Origin of the sequence: Paraburkholderia sp. IW21, from assembly GCF_041321145.1 — a bacterium.
GTDB lineage: Bacteria > Pseudomonadota > Gammaproteobacteria > Burkholderiales > Burkholderiaceae > Paraburkholderia.
The window spans coordinates 409,140-430,150 of sequence record NZ_JBGGWA010000006.1; the positions used below are offsets into that span (position 1 = coordinate 409,140).

The 21,011-nt window shown below is 62.0% G+C and carries 19 protein-coding genes; 11 read left to right on the plus strand and 8 right to left on the minus strand.

Going from position 1 to position 21,011, the window contains the following annotated elements; translation table 11 throughout:
- The first annotated feature begins 18 nt into the window (after positions 1-18).
- Together ACAX43_RS17530 and ACAX43_RS17535 are read left to right on the plus strand one after the other, a co-directional pair.
- Positions 19-1,377, plus strand: coding sequence for an MFS transporter (locus ACAX43_RS17530; protein ID WP_370709667.1), 1,359 nt, complete (start codon positions 19-21; stop codon positions 1,375-1,377).
- A gap of 81 nt (positions 1,378-1,458) precedes the next feature.
- Positions 1,459-1,779 (plus strand): hypothetical protein, encoded by a 321-nt coding sequence (locus ACAX43_RS17535; RefSeq protein ID WP_370709668.1) that lies wholly within the window; start codon positions 1,459-1,461, stop codon positions 1,777-1,779.
- A gap of 36 nt (positions 1,780-1,815) precedes the next feature.
- Here ACAX43_RS17535 and ACAX43_RS17540 read toward each other — a convergent pair whose 3' ends face one another.
- Both ACAX43_RS17540 and ACAX43_RS17545 read right to left on the minus strand, forming a co-directional pair.
- Positions 1,816-2,736 carry a DUF4922 domain-containing protein gene (locus ACAX43_RS17540; protein ID WP_370709669.1) on the minus strand — a complete coding sequence of 307 codons (921 nt, stop codon included), beginning with the start codon at positions 2,734-2,736 and terminating at the stop codon, positions 1,816-1,818.
- 43 nt (positions 2,737-2,779) lie between these two features.
- Entirely contained in the window at positions 2,780-3,265 is a 486-nt protein-coding gene (locus ACAX43_RS17545; RefSeq protein WP_370709670.1) for an adenosine-specific kinase, read from the minus strand.
- Between the two features lie 237 nt (positions 3,266-3,502).
- Here ACAX43_RS17545 and ACAX43_RS17550 point away from each other — a divergent pair, with 237 nt between their 5' ends.
- On the plus strand, positions 3,503-3,667 hold the full coding sequence (locus ACAX43_RS17550) for an FmdB family zinc ribbon protein (RefSeq protein ID WP_370709671.1): 165 nt from the start codon (positions 3,503-3,505) through the stop codon (positions 3,665-3,667).
- A gap of 206 nt (positions 3,668-3,873) precedes the next feature.
- On the opposite strand, the gene ACAX43_RS17555 is transcribed toward ACAX43_RS17550, so the two are convergent.
- The 5 genes from ACAX43_RS17555 to ACAX43_RS17575 all read right to left on the minus strand — a co-directional run bounded on the left by ACAX43_RS17555 (position 3,874) and on the right by ACAX43_RS17575 (position 10,236).
- Positions 3,874-5,838, minus strand: a complete 1,965-nt coding sequence (locus ACAX43_RS17555) for a beta-galactosidase (protein ID WP_370709672.1) — start codon at positions 5,836-5,838, stop codon at positions 3,874-3,876.
- Positions 5,839-5,875: 37 nt separating this feature from the next.
- Positions 5,876-6,727: a carbohydrate ABC transporter permease gene (locus ACAX43_RS17560; RefSeq protein WP_370709673.1), complete on the minus strand. Its 852-nt coding sequence runs from the start codon at positions 6,725-6,727 to the stop codon at positions 5,876-5,878.
- A 19-nt stretch (positions 6,728-6,746) separates the two neighbouring features.
- The gene (locus tag ACAX43_RS17565) at positions 6,747-7,652 is read right to left on the minus strand and encodes a carbohydrate ABC transporter permease (RefSeq protein WP_370709674.1); all 906 of its coding nucleotides are present in this window, start codon (positions 7,650-7,652) and stop codon (positions 6,747-6,749) included.
- Positions 7,653-7,719: 67 nt separating this feature from the next.
- Entirely contained in the window at positions 7,720-8,970 is a 1,251-nt protein-coding gene (locus tag ACAX43_RS17570) for an ABC transporter substrate-binding protein (RefSeq protein ID WP_370709675.1), read from the minus strand.
- A gap of 126 nt (positions 8,971-9,096) precedes the next feature.
- Positions 9,097-10,236 carry an ABC transporter ATP-binding protein gene (locus ACAX43_RS17575; RefSeq protein WP_370709676.1) on the minus strand — a complete coding sequence of 380 codons (1,140 nt, stop codon included), beginning with the start codon at positions 10,234-10,236 and terminating at the stop codon, positions 9,097-9,099.
- A 202-nt stretch (positions 10,237-10,438) separates the two neighbouring features.
- On the opposite strand from ACAX43_RS17575, the gene ACAX43_RS17580 reads away from it, so the two are divergent.
- The 8 genes from ACAX43_RS17580 to ACAX43_RS17615 all read left to right on the plus strand — a co-directional run bounded on the left by ACAX43_RS17580 (position 10,439) and on the right by ACAX43_RS17615 (position 19,367).
- Positions 10,439-11,455 (plus strand): LacI family DNA-binding transcriptional regulator, encoded by a 1,017-nt coding sequence (locus ACAX43_RS17580; protein ID WP_370709677.1) that lies wholly within the window; start codon positions 10,439-10,441, stop codon positions 11,453-11,455.
- Between the two features lie 230 nt (positions 11,456-11,685).
- Positions 11,686-13,158, plus strand: coding sequence for an NAD-dependent succinate-semialdehyde dehydrogenase (locus tag ACAX43_RS17585; protein WP_370709678.1), 1,473 nt, complete (start codon positions 11,686-11,688; stop codon positions 13,156-13,158).
- Between the two features lie 86 nt (positions 13,159-13,244).
- Positions 13,245-14,144 (plus strand): LysR family transcriptional regulator, encoded by a 900-nt coding sequence (locus tag ACAX43_RS17590; RefSeq protein ID WP_370709679.1) that lies wholly within the window; start codon positions 13,245-13,247, stop codon positions 14,142-14,144.
- Between the two features lie 236 nt (positions 14,145-14,380).
- Positions 14,381-15,703 carry an MFS transporter gene (locus ACAX43_RS17595; protein ID WP_370709680.1) on the plus strand — a complete coding sequence of 441 codons (1,323 nt, stop codon included), beginning with the start codon at positions 14,381-14,383 and terminating at the stop codon, positions 15,701-15,703.
- Between the two features lie 99 nt (positions 15,704-15,802).
- Positions 15,803-16,843, plus strand: coding sequence for an amidohydrolase family protein (locus ACAX43_RS17600; protein ID WP_370709681.1), 1,041 nt, complete (start codon positions 15,803-15,805; stop codon positions 16,841-16,843).
- The gene (locus ACAX43_RS17605; RefSeq protein ID WP_370709682.1) at positions 16,840-17,520 is read left to right on the plus strand and encodes an RraA family protein; all 681 of its coding nucleotides are present in this window, start codon (positions 16,840-16,842) and stop codon (positions 17,518-17,520) included. Before ACAX43_RS17600 ends, ACAX43_RS17605 begins: the two co-directional genes overlap by 4 nt.
- Positions 17,521-17,624: 104 nt before the next feature.
- A complete protein-coding gene (locus tag ACAX43_RS17610) occupies positions 17,625-18,023 on the plus strand; it encodes a hypothetical protein (protein WP_370709683.1) in 399 nt (132 codons plus the stop codon).
- Between the two features lie 198 nt (positions 18,024-18,221).
- Positions 18,222-19,367, plus strand: a complete 1,146-nt coding sequence (locus tag ACAX43_RS17615) for an L-lactate dehydrogenase (protein ID WP_370709684.1) — start codon at positions 18,222-18,224, stop codon at positions 19,365-19,367.
- 39 nt (positions 19,368-19,406) lie between these two features.
- Here the strand turns inward: ACAX43_RS17615 and otsA are convergent, their stop codons facing one another.
- Positions 19,407-20,834, minus strand: coding sequence for an alpha,alpha-trehalose-phosphate synthase (UDP-forming) (gene otsA, locus ACAX43_RS17620; protein ID WP_370709685.1), 1,428 nt, complete (start codon positions 20,832-20,834; stop codon positions 19,407-19,409).
- Positions 20,835-21,011 lie beyond the last annotated feature (177 nt).

Sequence of the window (21,011 nt, forward strand, 5' to 3'; positions counted from 1 at the left end):
TGCAGTCAGGAGACCATCATGAGCCGCAGCACCGCCGTGAACGTTCAAACGTTTATCAACGAACATCCCTTCTCGCCGTTCCAGTGGCTCATCTTTTTCATGTGTTTCATCGTCGTCCTGCTAGACGGTTTTGACACGGCCGCGATCGGCTTCATTGCGCCTTCGTTGATCGCCGAATGGGGCATCACGCGACCGGCGCTCGCGCCGGTGCTCAGCGCGGCGCTGTTCGGGCTGGCGTGCGGTGCGCTCGGCTCAGGACCGCTGTCCGACCGGCTCGGGCGCCGGTCGATGCTGCTCGGCTCGGTGCTGCTGTTCGGCGTGGCATGCCTCGGCTCAGCGTTCTCGAACAGCATCGGACATCTGACGATATTGCGTTTCATCACCGGCGTCGGCCTCGGTGCGGCCATGCCGAACGCCGTGACGATGATGGGCGAGTACTGCCCTGATCGCCGCCGCGCGACCGTGATCAATCTGATGTTCTGCGGCTTTCCGCTGGGCGCGGCGTTCGGTGGCTTTCTCGCCGCGTGGATGATTCCGCACTTCGGCTGGCGCAGCGTGCTGCTGCTCGGCGGCATCACACCGCTGCTGCTGATGGTCGTGCTGCTGTTGAAAATGCCGGAGTCGGTCCGCTACATGGTGGCCAACAGCCAGCCGGTCGAACGGATTCGTGCCGCATTGGCGCGCATTTCGAGCGAAGCGGCGCAGGCCGGCAGCTTCGTCATGACCGAATCAGCGCCGCAAACCGGCGGCAAGGGCATGGGCGTGGTGCTGTCGCGTTCGTACATCATCGGTTCGGTGATGCTGTGGATTGCCTACTTCATGGGCCTCGTGATCTTCTACGCATCGATCAACTGGATGCCGATCCTGCTGAAGGACGCCGGACTCACGCCGCAACGCGCGACGCTGATTTCCGCGCTGTTCCCGCTCGGCGGTGTGGGCGCCGTGCTGTGCGGCATGCTGATGGACCGCTTCAACGCGAACCGCATCATTGCGGCCTGCTATGCGCTGACTGCGGTGAGCGTGTACTTCATCGGCCAGGCGGTCGGCAATGTCGGCGCGCTGGTGTTCATCGTGTTCGTCGCGGGCGTGCTGATGAATACCGCGCAATCGTCGATGCCCGCGCTGGCCGCGACGTTTTACCCTACCGAGGGACGCGGTACGGGCGTGGCGTGGATGCTGGGCATCGGGCGCTTTGGCGGGATCGCGGGATCGTTTCTCGTGGCCGAACTGACACGCCGCCACTTCACGTTTGCCGGCATCTTCGCGATGGTCGCGGTGGCGGGTCTGATTTCGTGCGTGGCCCTGCTGATCAAGCAGGCGGCACGGCCGCATGGGGCGACGGCGACCGGGCCCAAAGCGGAGTCGTTTGGGCACTGAGTTGGCGGCGGGAGCGGTCGCTTAGCCCTTGTGACCCAAACAGGGCTACACTCGAAACGGGATATATCCCGGAGCAATATCATGACCAATTCCGACCCCAAAAGCACTTTTCGTGGTCTTCCCTTGACGCCAGAGCAAGACGCAGAAGTCAGGCACTACATAAAGAAGAAAGAGCAGCATGGCGCGCCGTGGAACACACCAGAGTTAGCGGACATGCTTCGAGACATGCTGGAGCCTCCGGATAACGACGACGGAGAACTCGACGCCACCCTCGATGAAGCGATGGCGGCCACAGAACGCGCGACTGCTTCCATCGTCGACGAGGCCATGGATCCTATTGAAGCGTGCGAGGAACGGCATGCGGCCATGGAAACCGAGGGTATGAAGGGACCCAAGCGTTGAAACTGGGAGAGTGCGCGCCGCTGGTTCAGATGGGCCCTATTGACCCACGGCGGCAGGGATCGCGACGCGTTGCAACACGGACATCGGACCGAGCCTTTTGACGATTTCCATCTGTGCTGCGTCACGCACGAAAAGCGATCCGGCAAACCCCAGCGCATTCACTGAAATGCCCTCGACGCATTCCGAATACCTTGGAACGAGCAGCATCCATCGGCGGGTGACAAGCAGGTTGTACGGTGCCGACTGATGCAATTCGCCATTCACCTCGATCGCTCGCAGGCCAGTCGCTTCGAGCAACGCATGGTAGCAATCGAACGCGGCGTGCGCTGCATGCCGCGAGGCGGCGGGAGCGAGTTCCAGACGGGCGAACGCGTGCAGAAAAGGCAGCCCTGGTTCAGTGCCGATCGAACCTTCCATACACCCGGGGCAAAGAATGGATTCAATGGGGAGCGGTGGACCTGATGCTCCGAGCGGCAGCGGGATAATCTGCAGATGCTTGTGGCGTTGACTCGCGCCAGCTTGCGCGCCGCCATTGTAGAACCCGAGGCCGTCGAACTCGGCCATGCAGGCGGTCAATGCAACAAAGTCCGCGAACTCGAGCAGCGCTTCCTGCGGTTTGAAGCAACGAGTGACGATCAGGAGATGATGGTCGATGACGTTGAACTTGTTGAGCAACGCGATGTGAGTGTCGGACAGATCGGCTACAAAGAGGTCGAGGTCGTAAGGAAGGAACGGATTCACAGCGCTGCACGCCCCCGCCTCGACCTTGCGCGCCTGTCGGGTTTCCTCCTTGCGCGCGAGGCTGGAGACCTGGCGGACGAGAAAGCGTATGCCGCGTTCTTCAAGCAGCGTCTGGATTGTCTCGATCGGCCGCAGTGCGCCACGACGCAGCGCATGCTCGGTCTGACGCAGAATGGCCGGCCACAGGCTGCCGGGCTGCAGACGTAAAGGTTCCATGAGTTCGATGGGCCGGCAGGTCGCGCGAGGAGAGCAACCGCGCCTACGCTTTGTAACCGATAGCGCGTAACAGATCCTTACGCCATTGAACGTCCTCCTCGTTTTCCACGCCGAGCGGCGGCAACCCGTCAACCACACCCAGGATGCCGCGCCCCTGCTCTGTCTCGGCAACCAGAATCTGCGTGGGATTCGCCGTCGCACAGAATATCCGGCATACCTCCGGCACAGCTTTTATCGCATTCAGAACATTGACGGGGTAAAAGCCATCGCCGAGAAAAATCACGAAGCTGTGGCCCGCGCCGATGGCCGTGGCATTCTGGCACGCCAACTCGACCAGCTTGGCGTCGGTGCCAGACCGGCGCACAAGGCGCTTACCCGACGCTTCGCAAAAGGCCAAACCAAACTTGATACCCGGAACGGTGCCGACCATTGCCTCGTGCAGATCCTCGACAGACTTGATGAAGTGGCTTTGCCCGAGGATGAAGTTCGTCTCTTCAGGTTTGACGATTGTTACCGTAAGCAGTTGCATATCGGACCTCGCTCTGTGCCGCCAGGAACACCGGGGGAGAGGCGGTTTTCGCCAGCAGGCGGATGTCAGTTCATTGCATTTCGCCGGATGGCGACCGCCTTCGCCATAATCAAGCCTAGTACGAACCGGAGACGCATGCCCGTGCATTTTCTGCACTAGAATGGATTTTCACAGTACCGGACAGTGCTGGTGAATCGTACCAGGCCAGCCTGCTGGATTTGTGTTGGAGAAGTGCACATGCCAACGTACCAATATCGTTGCGAGAAGTGTGGCTACTTGTTTGAGCAGGCTGAACATCTCGCTGAACACGAGAGCGCTCATCCGCGTTGCCCGAAGTGCGGAAGCGAAACGTGTCAGCACGTACCGACGCCATTTATCGCCAAGACGTCAAGAAAAAGCTGAGCGCGAGTGAAATAGCGTCGCGCCCCACATGAGGCCCGATCAGGCCAGCATGGCGTTCACATCGAACTGTGCAAACCAACGGAAATCGCAGACATCCACGCAGTAGTGCCTGCGATCCGCACGGATATTTCGCTGCTTGAGTACTTTAGCGTTTGCGAAACGCATCCAGCGACGTCAACGCGTGGCCGTCCTGTTGACGCAAGGGTCTACGCGTCCCGCCACGCGCAGACATCGCCGGTTTTCAGTTGCGGATGCCCAAGCACAAAGGTCGCATTGGCCGCTGCGGGAACGTGCACTTGCTCAGGGCCAAAGTTGAATGCGAAGGTCAGATCGCCGCGCCGGCGAATGCGCAAGCCGTCAGCCAGCAGGTGTGTCTTAATGCCGGCGTCCTTCGCCGCCTGCTGCAAAGCCGCACGATGCAACGCGTGCGACAACCAACCCGCCACGTAGCGAACCCGTCCGTGAATGAGAACTGCCGGCCATGCGTCGTTGAACTGTGCGTCGACGGTCGTCTCGCCGTTGGCGCGAACATGCTCGCGCCAACGCATCGCTACACCATGCGTGCCTTCGATCGAAAGCGCGGGCATGAGCGTCGGCCGCAACGTTTCGACCTCGAGCACCTGCATCGGCAGAACGCGTTGCAAAGCGCCCGGCGGCAGGTTCGACGGGATCGCGAATGCCGTTGTCTTCGAACCGCTCCGCGGACCGAAAACCCATTGCGCCGAACTCATTTCGATCTGATCGACCAATGCGTCGTCGATCACCGCCATGCTCGGCACAACTACGAGTCGGTACTGCGACAGATCGGCCTTGCTCGAAACGATGTCGACATCGAGGCCGAGTTCGCGCAACGCCTCGTAGTAGTCGAACACCAGCGTCTGATAGTCGAAGGTTTTGCCGTGACGTTGAATCTCGAACATCCACTGCGTCTCGTAGTCGAACACGACCGCGGTGGCCGCGCGCGCGGGCGCGCCGAGGCCGGACAGCGCGGCGGACGAGGCGATTTCGCGCGCGGCCTGCTGCACTTCGAGGCCACCCGGCGACAGTTCGTTATTCGGCAGATTCAAGCCGGAATGCATCTGCTCCTGCGCATACGGACACTGGCGCCAGCGGAAATACGACACCAGTTCCGCGCCGTGCGCGAACGCCTCGTAAGCCCACAGCCTCACCATGCCCTGCGCCGGCACCGGATTCCACGGCGCCCAGTTCACCGGTCCCGCTTGCTGCTCCATCACCCAGAATCGCCCGCGGCCGATCGCGCGATAGCGGTCGTGATCGAATGCGGAGACGTCGGGATGCGCGGTGCGTGCGTAGCGCGCCTTCTGCTCTTCAGGCAGCGCGATCGATTCGGTGCGTGCAATCGGATAGCTGTCCCACGCGGCCACGTCGAGCGCGTTGTCTTCGGCAAAGCGGTAGTGATCGAAGGTCGTGAAAAAGCCCATGAAGTTATGCAGCAGGTCCGCCTCGGGCGCGTGCTGACGCAACACTTCGATCTGCTCGCGATGGAAGCTCGCCACCTCATCCGACATGAAGCGGCGGAAATCGAGCAGATGAATCGGATTGGCATCCGTGGGCGTGAGGTTCGGCAAGCCGATCGCCTCGAACGAGGGGTACTCCATGCTCCAGAACACGTTGCCCCACACGTCGTTCAGCACATCGACGCTTTCATAGCGACGCTGCAGCCACGTCTGAAAACGCGTCAGTGCGGCGCTCGAATAGCTCGGCACGGTCTCGTGACAGCCAAGCTCGTTATCAGTCTGCCACGCGACGATAGACGGATGCCGTCCATAGCGCGCCCCCATCGCCGCGACAATGCGCACACATTCACGCCGATATATCTCGCTGGAAATATCGTAATGGCGACGCGAGCCGAAGTTCCACCGCGTGCCGTCCGCACGCACCGGCAACACGTCCGGATGCGTGTCGATCAGCCACTTAGGCGGCGACGCGGTCGGTGTGCCCAGCACGAGTTTCAGTCCGGCAACCGCCAGCGTCTCGACGGCCTCGTCGAGCCATGCCCAGGCGAATTCGCCGGCACGTGGCTCCATCCGGCTCCACGCGAATTCCGCGATCCGCACGTGCGTAATGCCGAGTTCGACCATACGCTTTGCGTCGTCGGCCCACATCGAACGCGGCCATTGTTCCGGGTAATAACAAACACCAAGTTGCATGAGAACGTCTCTTTGGTTGATAGCGGCAAGCGGGCGATCAGCCCTTGCTTGCACCGAAAGTCAGGCCGGCAACGAAATGCTTTTGCATGGCGAAGAACATCAGCACGGAGGGCAACGCGGCCAGCACCGAACCCGCGGCGACCAGATTCCACGCCGTGGTCCATTGGCCTTTGAGCGCGGCGACGCCCACGGTGATCGGCGCGGCCTCATCGCCTTGCGTGAGGCACAGCGCCCAGAAGTAGTCGTTCCAGACAAACGTGAAGACAAGGATGCCGAGCGCAGCGAGTGCGGGACGGATCAGCGGCAGCACAATGCGTAAATAGATCGTCCATTCGCTCGCCCCTTCCACACGGGCAGCCTCGATCATCTCGAACGGCAACTGCTTGATGAAATTGCGCAGAAACAGCGTGCAAAAGCCGGTCTGAAACGACACGTGAAAAATCACCAGCGCCCACACGCTATTGAACAGGCCCACTTTCAGTGCCATGTCGCGTACCGGGATCATCAGGATTTGAATCGGTACGAAGTTGCCGGCTACAAATGCGAACAGCACAGCGGTATTGCCCGGAAACCGGTAGGTGGCCAGAGCAAAACCCGCCATCGACGCCAGCACGATCGCGCCGATCACCGACGGCACCGTGATCAGCACACTGTTGGCGAAGTAATGAAGCATCGGCGTTTGCGTGAGCGCCGTGCCGTAGTTTTCGATGAGCGCGAAATGCTTCGGCCAGCCCCAGTAGTCGCCTTGCGACAGTTCATCCGACGAGTGGATCGACGTGACGAGCACAGCCAGCATCGGCAAAAGCCAGATGATCAGCGCGATTGGCAAAGACGCCTTATAGAGCGCGCGATTGAACGGTTTCCAGCGTTGGACGGGAAGCGGATACATGACTCGTGACTCCTGGAAATCAGCGTTCTTCGCGCAACATGCGGCGCAGATGGAACACGATGTAGGCAAGCATGATGGCGAACAGCACGACAGCAATCGCCGCCGAATAGCCTTCGCGGTAGTACTTGATGGCCTGGTCGTACATGTAATAGGCGAGCACGGTGGAACTGTCGAACGGACCGCCGCCACTCATCACCGCGATCAGGTCGAAGCTGCGCAGCGCGCCGATCACGGTCAGCACCACGGCCATGAACGTGGCGGGCCGCAACTGCGGAAGGATCACGTGCCACAGCAGATGCACGCCCTTCGCGCCCTCCATGCGCGCCGCCTCGACCACCTCCGGATTGATACCTGTCAAACCGGTGAGATACAGCACCATGCAGAACGGCGTCTGCGGCCATAGCGCGGCGAAGATGATGCCGAACGTCACCGTATGCGGATCGCCGAGCACAGGAATACCGTGACCGACGATCAGCCGCAGCAAGCCGAAGCCGGGATCGTAAAACCAGCTGAACACGAGGCCGACCACCACGCCCGAGAGCACGAATGGCGCAAAGAACAGCGACTTCACGATCCGCATGCCACGGATATGCTGGTTCAGATATAACGCGAACAGCAGGCCGAGCGGCGGCGCAAGCAGGAACAGCGCGAGCCAGATCAGGTTGTTCTTGAGCGCCGTATAGAACGTGTCCGAGTGGAACAACTCGATGTAGTTATCGAAGCCCGCGAACGTCTTCGGCGTCATTCCATCCCAGTGATAAAAGCTGAGCGAAATGCTGCTAATGATCGGGTAGACCACGCACAGACAAAACATCGCACAACCCGGCAACAGGAAGAAAAACGCGGCGCGGTGCTGATGACGGCGCGTCGTGGAGACGTGCCGGTGCTGAGCCGCGGGTAAGCGGCGCGCTGCGGAATGAGACATGATCGGGCCTCGTCAGGATTCGAAGGCGAGCGCCAGCTGTTTATGCCACTGGCGCTCCAGGGGCTTACTACTTGTAGATGCGCTTGCGGGTCGCTTCGAGGCGGACGAGCACGGCGTCGAGTTGCGACGGATCGCTGTAGAACTGCTGCATCGCCTTCATGCCTTCGTCGGCCATTTCCTTCTGCATGTCGCGATCGTAGAACTGCGCGATGCCGCCCTTCGTGTTCGCGAGCGTCTGGAAACCGACCTTGGAAATTTCGTCTTCAGGTTCCGCCGATTGGCTGTTCGACGGCAACTGCCCCCAGCCCTTCGCGAGATCCGCATTGATCTGCGGCTGCTCCATGAAGGCCAGCAGCTTGTGGGCATCGGCCTTGTTCTTCGCCTTCGCCGGAATCAGCAGCACGTTGACCGGGCCGTCTTCGGCCATCGGCACCTTCGCGTCGATCGCCGGGAAGCGGAAGAAGCCGGTCTCCGGTTTGATGGACGCCGGAATGCTCGCCGAGAAGAACGTGCCCATCAGCATCATCGATGCCTTGCCATTCACGAGAAACGGCGCAATCGAATCGAGATCGTAGGAGAGCGCGTTGTCGATGAAGTAGTGATCGTCGATCAGCGTCTTCCACGCGGCATAGACTTTTTTCACGCGCGCATCGGTGTACGGAATTTCGCCGGCCATCAGTTGCTGATGGAATGCGTTGCCGTTGATGCGCAGGTCGAGATAGTCGAACCACGCGGCAAGCGTCCAGCTATCGCGCGCGGCAACGGCGATCGGCGCCACGCCGCTTGCCTTGAGCTTCTTGCAGGCGTCGAGAAATTCATCCCATGTTTTCGGCTCGCTCTTGATGCCGGCCTTCTCGAACAGGTCCTTGCGATAGAAGAATCCGTATGCGTCGTAGCCGAGCGGCGCCGCGTACTGCTTGCCCTTATACGTCGATGCGTCCTTCACCGACGCGTACTGCTGCGACCAGCCGTTCTTGTTCCAGTCCGACGAGAGGTCTTCGAGCAGGCCGCGTTGCGCGTAATACGCCATGCGCTCGCCGTCGTGCCACGACACGACATCGGGCGGATCGGTGGCGAGCCAGCCACCCATCTGCACTTTGTACGCTTCCTCGGTGATGTAGGTCACCTTGAGATCGACGTCGGGATTGGCTTTCTTGAACTTGTCGAACGCGTCCTGCCACGTCGAGCGCTGATTACCACGCGCCGATACGTTGACGGTAAGCGTGGCCGCGTCGGCCGTGGCGCAACAGAGTGCGCCGGCAACCACAGCAGCCGCAATCGACGCGTGTGCCAGACGGCGAAGGCGAAGAGCAATCATCTTATGTCTCCTTGACTACCTTGTTGGCTGACAGCGAACCGCTGCCAGACGATGTACCCGCTCTGTGGCGGAATAGAGTTGGGCGAGTTGGGTGATGCTTAAGGTGCCTGAGGTGCCTTGGATGCCTTAAGCGGCGACACGCTCAGGCTCGAACGTGCTGCGCTTCAATGCGATCCCCTCTGCGTCGAACAGATGACACGCGGCAGGCGGAACGTGAATGCCGATGCGCTCGCCCGAACCGATCGGCGTATCGCCTGCGGCCTTGGTGATGAGCGTGCCGGTGGCGTGATCCGCGTGAATATAGCTGTGCTCCCCGAGCCGTTCCGACAGCACCGTGACGCATTGAATGAACTGCTCGTCGCCGTCGAGCCGCAGATGTTCCGGGCGCACGCCGAGCGTGACGGGTTGGCCGCGCTGAAGACGTTGGCCGTCGACATGAGCGATCAGCCGTTCGCCGCTTTTTGTCAGCGTGACTGCCACCTTGCCCGGCTCGACCGAATCGACCACGGCGTCGATGAAATTCATTCGCGGCGAACCGATGAAGCCTGCCACGAAGCGCGACTTGGGATGGTGATACAACTCGAGCGGCGCACCAGTCTGCGCGATGCTGCCGAAGCGCTCCGCGTCCGTGCCGGCGTGCAGCAGTACGATCCTGTCGGCGAGCGTCATGGCCTCGACCTGATCGTGGGTCACATAGACCACGCTCGCATTCGCAAAACGCTGGTGCAGACGCGCGATTTCGACGCGCGTCTGGCCGCGCAACGCCGCGTCGAGATTCGAAAGCGGTTCATCGAACAGGAACACGCCCGGTTCGCGCACGATCGCCCGGCCGATCGCAACACGCTGCCGTTGACCGCCCGAGAGCGCTTTCGGATAGCGTGCGAGGAAGTCATCCAATTGCAGAATTCGCGCGGCTTCGCGCACCTTCCGGTCGATGACGTCCTTGGGTTGCTTCGCAAGCTTCAATCCGAACGCCATGTTGTCGAACACGGTCATGTGCGGAAACAGCGCGTAGCTCTGGAACACCATCGCAACGCCGCGCGACGCGGCGGGAACATCGTTGACGAGACGGCCGCCGATATGCAGCTCGCCGTCGCTCAGGTCTTCGAGACCGGCGATCATTCTCAACAGGGTCGACTTGCCGCACCCCGAGGGCCCCAGAAAAACGCAGAACTCGTGCTGCGCGATCTCGAGATTCACGCGCCGAATCACCGGCGGATGGTCACCGTACGACTTCTGCACATTCGTAAGACGAATCGTAGCCATGCTGCCTCCTGGATTTAACCGCTTAAATTTTGCCGAAAAATAAACGGCCGCCCCTTGTGCGGCACGCATTTAATCGCTTAAATTTGAGGTTGAGGGAAAAAGCCATGGTGGGTGTCTCCGCTGTGTTTTCCAGCAACTTATCAATGTCGCCAATCGCTTGCAACATTTGAATCACATTCCCTGAATATGGGTTAAAGAGAAAATGGTCACCCTGTCCGAAGTTGCCAAGCGCGCGCACGTTACCGCCGCAACCGTTTCCAACGTTCTGCGCAATCGCGAGAAGGTCCGCCCGGAAACCGCCGAACGCGTGCTGAAAGCGATCGCCGATCTCGGCTACCGTCCCAATCTGAACGCGCGCGCGCTGGCCGAGGGGCGCTCGTCGACCTTGGCCTTGATGCTGTCGAACATCTCGAACCCGTTTTATCCCGAGTTCGTGTCGGCCGCCGAGCGCGCTGCGCGCAAAGCGGGGTACTTCCTGATGGTTTGCAATACTGACGACGACGCGGAGATCGGCCGCGCGTATCTGAACCAGATTGCGGGAACCCTGGCGGACGGTGTCCTCGTCATGAACACGGACATCGCGATCAACGATCTGTGCGCCTCGGCCATGCACAGCGCGCCGATCCTGCTGGCCATGTGGGAGCACCCGGAGACGCCCCCCGCGCTGCCTTGCATCGCCGTGGATTTCGCGCATGCCGGCGAGCTTGCCGCGAGGCATCTGCTCGAACTGGGTCACCGCGAGATCGGCCTCCTGATCGGTGACGGTTGCGGCGGCTTGCAGGATGCGCGCTCCAACGGTTTTCGCGCGGTAATGCGCGAGGCGGGGATCGAAACCGACGCCGCCGCGGTGCTGCAGATTCGCGACTCGATTGACGCCGGCTACGCCGCCTGCATGCAACTGATGGCGAACCGCCCTCACCTCACGGCGATATTCGCGACCAACGACCTGCTCGCAATCGGCGCGGCGCAGGCGTTGACTACGCTGGGGCGTCCGGTGCCGGACGACGTGTCGGTGATCGGCATTACGGACATTCAACTGGCGCATCAGGTGCATCCTGCGTTGACGACGGTTGCGATCCAGACTGAGGCCATAGCGGATTTGTCGATCGAGAGTCTGATCCGTCTGATCCAAACGCCCGAACGGCAACCGCCGATGGTGCTCGCGCCGCCGCCGGAACTCGTCGTGCGCGCTTCGACGGGGCCGCGGCGAATGCGCTGACAGTACGAATCCGCGGACAAGCGACGCCGAAAGCGCGTCACCCCGCATTTAGCAGAAAATGCTGTGACGGACCGAAAAAAGCGCTCCCCACACCGTGAATGCGTCGATTGGCGATTTCATCGACTGTGACGCACGCGTAGCATCACCCCATCAATCGACTACATGTGTACCGCCGGGCTGCCCCATAGGCGGCACGTCTAACCTCAATGGCAATCTGAAGGAGCAACTCGATGTCTCTCGCATTGACCCGCAACGAACTGATCCGCCCGCAAAATCTGATCGACGGCAAATGGACCGATGCCGCCGACCGCGCCCGCTTTGCCGTCCCCAACCCCGCCACCGGCGAATTGATCGTCGAAGTCGCGAACAGCGGCGCAACAGACGCGCGCGCCGCCGCCGATGCCGCAGCCCGCGCTTTCCCCGCCTGGCGCGATAAGCTGCCGCGCGAGCGCGCGGAGATTCTGCGCCGTTGGCACGCGCTGATCGTCGCCAATTCCGAAGACCTCGCCAGCCTGATGTCCATGGAGCAAGGCAAGCCGCTCGCTGAAAGCCGTGGCGAAGTCGCCTACGGTGCGTCGTACGTCGCGTGGTTCGCCGATGAGGCCACGCGCATTTACGGCGATCTGATCCCGCAGCAGCAGCGCGGCAAACGCATGAGTGCGGTGAAGGAACCGCTCGGCGTGGTCGCGGCGATCACGCCGTGGAATTTTCCGCTCGCGATGATCGCGCGCAAGATCGCGCCCGCGCTCGCGGCGGGTTGCACGGTGGTGGCCAAGCCCGCCGAAGACACGCCGCTCACCGCGCTCGCGCTGGCGGCGCTCGCGCAGGAAGCGGGTTTGCCGGATGGCGTGCTGAACATGCTGTCGGCTTCGCGTGAACACGGGATCGCCGCGGTCGCCGACTGGCTCGCCGACACGCGCGTGCGCAAGATCACGTTCACCGGTTCCACGCCGGTCGGCAAGCACCTTGCGCGCGAATCGGCGGGAACGCTGAAGAAGCTCTCACTCGAATTGGGCGGCAATGCGCCCTTTATCGTATTCGACGACGCCGATCTCGACGCCGCAGTCACCGGTCTCATGGCAGCGAAGTTCCGCAACGGTGGGCAGACTTGCGTGTGCCCGAACCGCGTCTATGTGCAGTCCGGCGTGTACGCCCGTTTCGCCGATCTGCTCGCAAAACGCGTCGCCGCCTTGAAGGTTGCGCCCGCAACCGATCCGGCAGCGCAGATCGGGCCGATGATCAACGCACGCGCGATCGACAAGATCGCTCGCCATGTAGAAGACGCCGTCAAACAAGGCGCGAAAGTGCTGACGGGCGGCAAGCGCCTGACAGAACTCGGTCCGAACTACTATGCCCCGACCGTGCTGACCGATGCACAGGACGGCATGCTCGTCTGCGGCGAGGAAACCTTTGGCCCGGTCGCGCCGCTGTTCCGTTTCGACGACGAAGCAGAAGCGGTGCGCCTTGCCAACGACACGCCCTTTGGCCTCGCGGCGTACTTCTACACGCAGGACGTCCGGCGCATTCATCGCGTGGCCGGCCAGCTCGAAGCGGGCGTGATCGGCATCAACGAGGGCGCGGTGTCGAGCGAGGCCGCGCCGTTCGGCGGCGTGAAGGAATCGGGCTATGGCCGCGAAGGCTCGAAGTACGGGCTCGACGATTACATGTCGGTCAAGTATCTCTGCCAGGGCGGGCTGGATTAACATGCTCCCGCACTAACGCGACCTGCCGCCCGACATCACGCCTCGCTTGATGCGAGGCGCGCCTAACCGGAAACAGGAAAACCGACATGAATCTTAGGGCGTTACAGTGCTTCGTGATTCTTGCGGAGGAACTCAATTTCAGCCGCGCCGCCCAGCGGCTACATATTGCGCAGCCCGCGCTGAGCCAGCAGATCCGTTCGCTCGAAGAGCGGCTCGGCACGCAACTGGTCGACCGGGCAAGACGTCCGCTGAGTCTGACCGAGGCCGGCCACTACCTCTGCACGGAGGCACGTCAGATACTGGGTTCGCTGGAACAGGTGACCCTTGCCGCGCAGGAGATCGGCGTCGGCCGGCGCGGCTGGCTCAGCATCGGCTTCACGCGATCCGCGATGTACAGCATCTTGCCGCCCGCGCTCAAGGCGTTTCACCACGCGTTCCCGCAGGTCGAACTCAAGCTCTTCGAGATGCTCACCGAGGAGCAAACCGACGCGCTACGCGACATGCACATTCACATCGGCATCGGCCGGCAGCCGCTTGCGATTGATGGCTGCACCTCCTATCCGCTGCTGCGCGAGCGCGTCATGGTCGCGCTCGAACCGGGCCATCCGCTTGCAGCGCACGAAACCGTGCGGATTGCCGATCTCGCCGATACGCCATTGATTCTGTATCCGAAGCACCAGAACGCGCAGTTCAAACGCTCGGTGCAGACGCTCTATCGCGATGCAGGCGTGACGCCGGTCATCGCTCACCAGGCCTATGAAATTCAGACGGCGATTGCACTCGTGGCGGCGGGCCTGGGCGTGACGTTCATCGGCGAATCGGTTGCGCGGCACGGACGCACTGACGTCGTGTTCCGCCACCTTGCCGGTCCCGGCTCGTCGTACCGATCGACGCTTGCCGCCACCTTTCGTACCGACGACGCGTCGCCGCATCTGCTTGCCTTTCTCGCTTGCCTCCCCGCTCCGCTTGCCGATGCCACACTATAAGTAAAAACCTATACAAGCATAAGCAAGCGGTCTTGGACTCTCCGTCCGAGCGTTCTTATCATTGACCTCGTGCTTCAGTCCACCGTCCGTTCACGAGCAATCAGCGCATGAACGGCGGCCCCTGAAGTCCGGCCGGCAAACGCGCGGCCACCGGGACACTGCCGGCGTTTGATCCGGCAGGCCGACCATAAGAACGCAGCCTCGGCTAACGCCGTTGCCGCAAGGTAGGAGACAAGATGACCCCATTCGACGAAGCCGCGACCATGCGAAAGGTGTACGGGCGATTAATGCCCCTGCTCTTCGCCATGATGTTCTTCAACTATCTGGACCGGATCAATATCGGTTTCGCCGCGCTGGACATGAACAAGCAGTTGGGTTTCAGCCCCGCCGTGTTCGGTTTCGCGGGCAGCATCTTTTTTGTCGGCTACATGCTGCTGGAAGTGCCGAGCAACCTGTTGCTGCATCGGGTCGGCGCGCGCCGCTGGATCGCACGCATTCTCCTGACGTGGGGCGCGGTTGCGACAGCCACGGCCTTCGTCTTCAACGATTCGAGCTTCTACGCGTTGCGCTTTCTGCTCGGCGTGATGGAAGCGGGCTTCCTGCCAGGCGTTGCCGTCTATCTGACCAAATGGTTTCCGGTCCGCTATCGGGCTCGCGCGGTGGGCGGCTACATCATCGCGGGTTCGTTTTCGGCGGTGCTGGGCGGTCCCATCTCGACGGCGCTGATGACCTACGCGAACGGCATTCTCGGCCTGCAAGGATGGCAATGGATGTTCATCCTCGAAGGCGTGCCGGCGATGCTGTTGGGCCTGCTGACGCTGCGCATCATGACCGAACGCCCGGCCGACGCGAATTGGCTCTCCGACAACGAAAAGCGCTGGCTCGAAACGACGCTCGCCGCCGAACGCGAGGCAGTCGGCGGCAACACCCATTTTCCGTTGCTGCGGGTGGCGAGCGATATCCGCGTATGGAGCCTGGCATGTCTGTTCGGTTGTGCGCTGGTCGGCATTTACGGGCTGTTCCTGTGGCTGCCGCAGATCGTCAAGAGTCTCGGCCATCTGAGCAATATCCAGGTTGGCTTTCTATCGGCCGCGCCGCCGCTGCTGGGCGTGTTGGGCACGATCCTGATCAGCCGCAGCTCTGACCGCACCGGCGACCGCAAGAAGCACCTCGCCTTCGTGTACGGCATGAGCGCACTGGCGATCGCCGGCAGCGCGTATGCGCCGAACCCAGTGATCGCTTACCTATTGCTGTGCGTGACCGGTTTGTTCATCTATGCAGGCAATCCGCTGTTCTGGAGCCTTGCGTCGTCGTTCAAAACCGGCGCCGCGGGCGCCGCGACGATCGCGCTGATCAACACCATCGCGCAGTTCGGCGGTCTGGTCGGCCCCTGGAGCATCGGGCTGGTGCGCAACGCGACCGGCAACTTCAAGCTGGCCTTGCTGACCATCGCGGCGTTTCTGGTGATCGCGACGATCATCGCGCTCGTGATGCGCGTGACGCCGACCGAGGACGAAGCCGCATCGCTCGCGACCGGCGACGCGGCACCAGGAGCCTGAGAACCTGATCGACATGACACGGGCACAGCGCGGACATATAAGCGCAGGCAAGCAAACACTGGTAAGCGCGAACAAGGACACCCACGGGTTTTTCATACCATGATCATCGATTGCCACGGTCATTACACGACCTCCCCGCCGCAGCACGAGGCCTGGCGCGCGCAGCAGATCGCCGCGCTGAAAGACGGCGGCTCGCCGCCGCCGCGGCCCGTCATGACCGACGACGAGATTCGCGAGAGCATCGAAACCGGCCAGATTCGCATCCAGCGCGAACGCGGCACCGACCTCACGATTTTTTCGCCGCGCGCCGCCGGCATGGGTCATCACCTCGCCACCGCCGATGCCAATGCGATCTGGTCGAGCGAATGCAACGACCTCATCCATCGCGTGGTTTCGCTGTTTCCGCGCAACTTTGTCGGCGTGTGCCAGTTGCCGCAGGCGCCGGGCGTGGCGCCGGCCCATTGCATCGCCGAATTGCGGCGTTGCGTGGAGGAGCTGGGGTTCATCGGCTGCAATCTGAATCCGGATCCGTCCGGCGGCCACTGGTCGGGGCTGCCGCTCACGGATCGCTCGTGGTATCCGCTTTATGAAGCGATGGCGGAGCTCGACGTGCCGGCGATGATTCACGTGTCGTCGTCGTGCAATCCGAATTTCCATGCGACGGGCGCGCATTACATCAACGGCGACACCTCCGCGTTCATGCAGTTGCTTCAGGGCGATCTGTTCGCCGACTTCCCCACCCTGCGCTTCATCATTCCGCACGGCGGCGGCGCGGTGCCCTATCACTGGGGACGCTATCGCGGGCTCGCGCAGGACATGAAGCGGCCGCTGCTCAGCGAGTATCTGATGAAGAACGTGTTCTTCGATACCTGCGTGTATCACCAGCCGGGCGCCGAACTGCTCGCCAAGGTCATTCCGGTCGAGAACATCCTGTTCGCGTCGGAAACCATCGGCGCGGTGCAAGGCATCGATCCGGAAACCGGTCACTACTACGACGACACGCGCCGCTATATCGACGCGATCGAATGGCTCAGCGCTGCGGACCGTCAGCGCATCTACGAAGACAACGCCCGCGCCGTATACCCGCGACTGTCCCGTCAACTCGAACAGCAATTCGCCGCGCAAGGAGCAACGGTATGAATTCCGGTACGTATCCTATTGGATGGCGCGAACACGAATCCGCGCCGCAGGCAAACCCGGCGACGCTCGACACGTTGCGTGAACTGGCGGTTTCCCTGCTCAGCGACAACATGGCGCGTGCGAGCGGCATGGTCGGCTTGCGGCCTTATCATCAGCCGAAGCCGATGGCCGGCACCGCGGTCACCGTGCATACCCGCCCCGGCGACAACCTCGCGATCCATCGCGCGTTCGATTTTTGCAGGCCGGGCGACGTGCTTGTGATCGACGGCGCGGGAGAACTCACGCAGGCGCTGATGGGCGAGATCATGGCCAGCTTCGCGGAGAGCCTGGGCGTGCAGGGCCTCGTGATCGACGGCGCGATACGCGACGTCGGTGCGCTACGTCAGCGCGATTTCCCCGTGTATGCGCGCGGCGTGACGCATCGCGGGCCGTACAAGAACGGCCCGGGCGAGATCAACGTGCCGATCACGGTGGGCGGGATGGTGGTTCATCCTGGGGACATCATCGTCGGCGATGAAGACGGCTTGCTCGCGATTCCCCCCGCCGATGTGGAAGCCGTCATCGAGGGCGCTCGCCGGCAACATGCGAAAGAAACCGCGGCGTTGAAGTCGATCGCGAGCGGTTGCTTCGACCGATCATGGGTCGTCCCACACCGCGACCGGATGATGAACAACTGACTTCCCGTGCGGCCCCGGTGCGTGCGTGATGGCGCCGGGGCGCCGCGCGCGAGTATGGGCCGCATTCGTATCATCGTCTCAACCCTGCAGGAATCGTGTCCCTCATGGCGGAATATCTGAACGCGGCAACGCTCCTTGACCTCGCTCAACGTGCGGAGCAACGCGGTACGGCGCCGTGCACGTGCACAAAAACACCGCTGGACGGCTGGCAATCCCAGCCCCTTTCTCTCGACGAATCGCAGTTCGCGGAAATCGGCACGCTGCTCGCGGAAGACGATCCGGTGCCGACGTTCAGCGAGTATCTGCCGGTCAAAACGACTTACTGGTCGGCCGAAGCGCCCATCGCACCGCGTTACTTTCCATACAACCGGTGTGCCGTCTGGGAATGCTCGTTGTGCGGCCGTCTCTACCTGCGGTATACCGAAGGCGGCGGGTACTTCGTGGATCGCAGGATTCGTGCTGTACAGTCGGCGCTGATCGAGGACGCGCCTCTTCCTGTGTAACTCTCCGGCGACGGGCTGGCTAATGCCCGGTCTCAGCGCCGCATAAGTGCGTCCCCGATGTAATCCCAGAGGCCCGCTTGAAGTGCCGATCTCTCCAGCAAGCATGGCGAACGTAAATATTTCCCAGGAATTCCCAGAATACCGGGAAACTATCTCAAGAACGTACACTCACGTTTGTTCCTTGATCTGAGAGAAACCGTGCCCGCCATCACCTGCATCGAAGATTTACGCGTGCTTGCTCAACGTCGCGTGCCACGCATGTTCTACGACTACGCCGACAGCGGCTCGTGGACGGAGAGTACTTACCGCGCCAATGAAAGCGACTTCCAGCGCCTCAAGCTGCGCCAGCGAGTGGCGGTCAACATGGCGGGCCGCAGTCTGCGCACGGAAATGGCCGGCCAGGCGGCCGTCATGCCCGTGGCGCTGGCGCCGACGGGGTTGACCGGCATGCAACATGCCGACGGCGAAATCCTCGCCGCACGCGCGGCGGAGAAGTTCGGCGTCCCGTTCACCTTGTCCACCATGAGCATCTGCTCGATCGAAGACGTTGCCGCCGCAACCAGTAAGCCGTTCTGGTTCCAGCTTTACATGATGCGCGACCGCGATTTCATCGTACGGTTGATCGAGCGGGCGCGCGCGGCACGCTGCAGCGCCCTGATGCTGACGCTGGATCTGCAGATCCTCGGCCAACGCCACAAGGACATCAAGAACGGGCTGTCGGCGCCGCCCAAACTGACCCCCGCGAACCTCATCAATCTGGCGACCAAGCCACGCTGGTGCCTCGGCATGCTCGGCACCCGGCGGCGCACCTTCGGCAACATCGTCGGTCACGCGAAGGGCGTGGGCGATCTGTCGTCGCTGAGTTCGTGGACCGCCGAGCAGTTCGATCCGGCGCTGAGTTGGGCGGACGTCGAGTGGGTCAAGAAGCTGTGGGGCGGCAAACTCATTCTGAAAGGCATCATGGATGTCGAAGATGCGCGCCTTGCCGCCGACAGCGGCGCCGACGCGCTGATCGTCTCCAATCATGGCGGACGCCAACTCGACGGTGCACCCTCTTCGATCTCGGCACTCCCCGAGATCGCGCGTGAGGTCGGCTCGCGCATCGAGGTGTGGATGGACGGCGGCATCCGCAGCGGACAGGACGTGCTGAAAGCCGTTGCGCTCGGCGCCAAAGGCACGCTGATCGGCCGCAGCTTTCTCTACGGCCTGGGTGCGATGGGAGAGGCGGGTGTCACACAGTGCCTGCAGATCATCCAGAAGGAAATGGACATCACCATGGCCTTTTGCGGCCACACGGACATCCGCCAGGTGGACGAGCGGATCCTGCTGCCTGACCGGCGTTGAAGACCGGCGCCGAGCGCGGCGCCCGGCGGCGGACCCTGTTCAGCCGGAGGTTCGGCGTATTTCGTTCGCCGCCTCTTCTTCCGGGCCGCAATCTTCCAGCGCTTTCAGGAACGTCGAGCTCCACCAGTGCACATCGAACTTGCGGATCCGGTGAAGCAGTGCTTCATGCCGGTTGATCCGCTCGTCGAGCGACATCGTCAGCGCCCGCTGAATGGCCTGCGCCGTACCTTGCGTGTCGTAGGGATTGACCAGCAACGCTTCCTTCAATTGCTCCGCTGCGCCCGCAAAACGCGATAGCACCAGCATGCCCGGGTCAGCCGGATCCTGCGCGGCGATGTATTCCTTCGCGACCAGATTCATGCCGTCCCGCAAGGGCGTGACGAGTGCCACACGACTCGCGCGATAAAGGCCTGGCAGGCGCTTACGGGCCACGTTGCGATGGATGTAGCGCACCGGCATCCAGTCCAGCTCACCGAAATCGCCGTTGATCGCGCCGCATAGGCTGTCCATCTCACGCCGCAGATCATCGTAGGCGCCGACGTCCTCGCGGCTTGGGGAAGCGATCTGGATCAGCGTCGCGCTATCGCGGTTTTCCGGGTAGCACGTCAGCAGTTCGCGGAAAGCATGGACACGCTGCGGCAGCCCCTTTGAGTAATCCAGCCGGTCGACGCCTACCAGCAAACGCCGCCGCGAATACTCCTCGCGCATCCGGACGAACATGTCGCGTCCTTCCTTCGAGTCGGCAAGACGCATGAAGTCGTCGACATCGATACCGATGGGATAGGCGCCCACCCGCAGCGTTCGATTGAATGCCCGAAGGCGATCCGGACTCAACCGTTGCGCCTGCGCTTCCGATTCGACGTAGTGAGAAAAATGCGTCAGGTCGCCTTCGCTCTGGAAGCCCACCAGATCGTAGGCAAAGAGCGAGCGCATCAGCCACTCATGTTCCGGAATCGCTGCCATGATCAGCGGCGGCGGCATCGGAATATGCAAAAAGAAACCGATGCGGTTGGTGCATCCCATTGCGCGCAGCTCGGCCGCGAGCGGGATCAATTGATAGTCATGAACCCAGATGAGATCGTCCGGCTTCAATAGTGGTAGCAACTTTTGCGCGAATAACTGGTTGACCCTGCGATAGCCCGCTGCGAATCGCCTTTCGAAATTGGCCAGGTCCAGCCGGTAGTGGAATACCGGCCATAAGACATCATTGGAATAACCCAGGTAATACGTGTCGTGATCCTCCCGGCTCAGATCAAGTGTCGCAAGCGTGACGTTGCCGGCCGTTTGGACATGAACTTCACCGTGGCCGGCTTGTGCCTCATCCGCCGCTTCGCGGATCTTGCCGCTCCAGCCGAACCAGAGTCCACCGGTCTGCCGCAGGCTCTCCCGTACCGCTACGGCGAGTCCGCCGGCAGCGGGCTTGCGCGGGTCCGCAGTGCGATTTGAAACGACGACCAGGCGACTCATGAGGTCCTCGCGCGGTTGCGCTCAAATGGCAACCATGACTAGGTAAGTCCATTCTAGTGCAGGAAATGCTGGCCGGCGCAGGTCGTCCGCGACGCTACGGATCTTCATCGGCTCAGTTGATTGAGTCCGCAACGACCGGCGCCGTGGGTGGGCATCGTCCCTGCGCTGCGCTCAAAC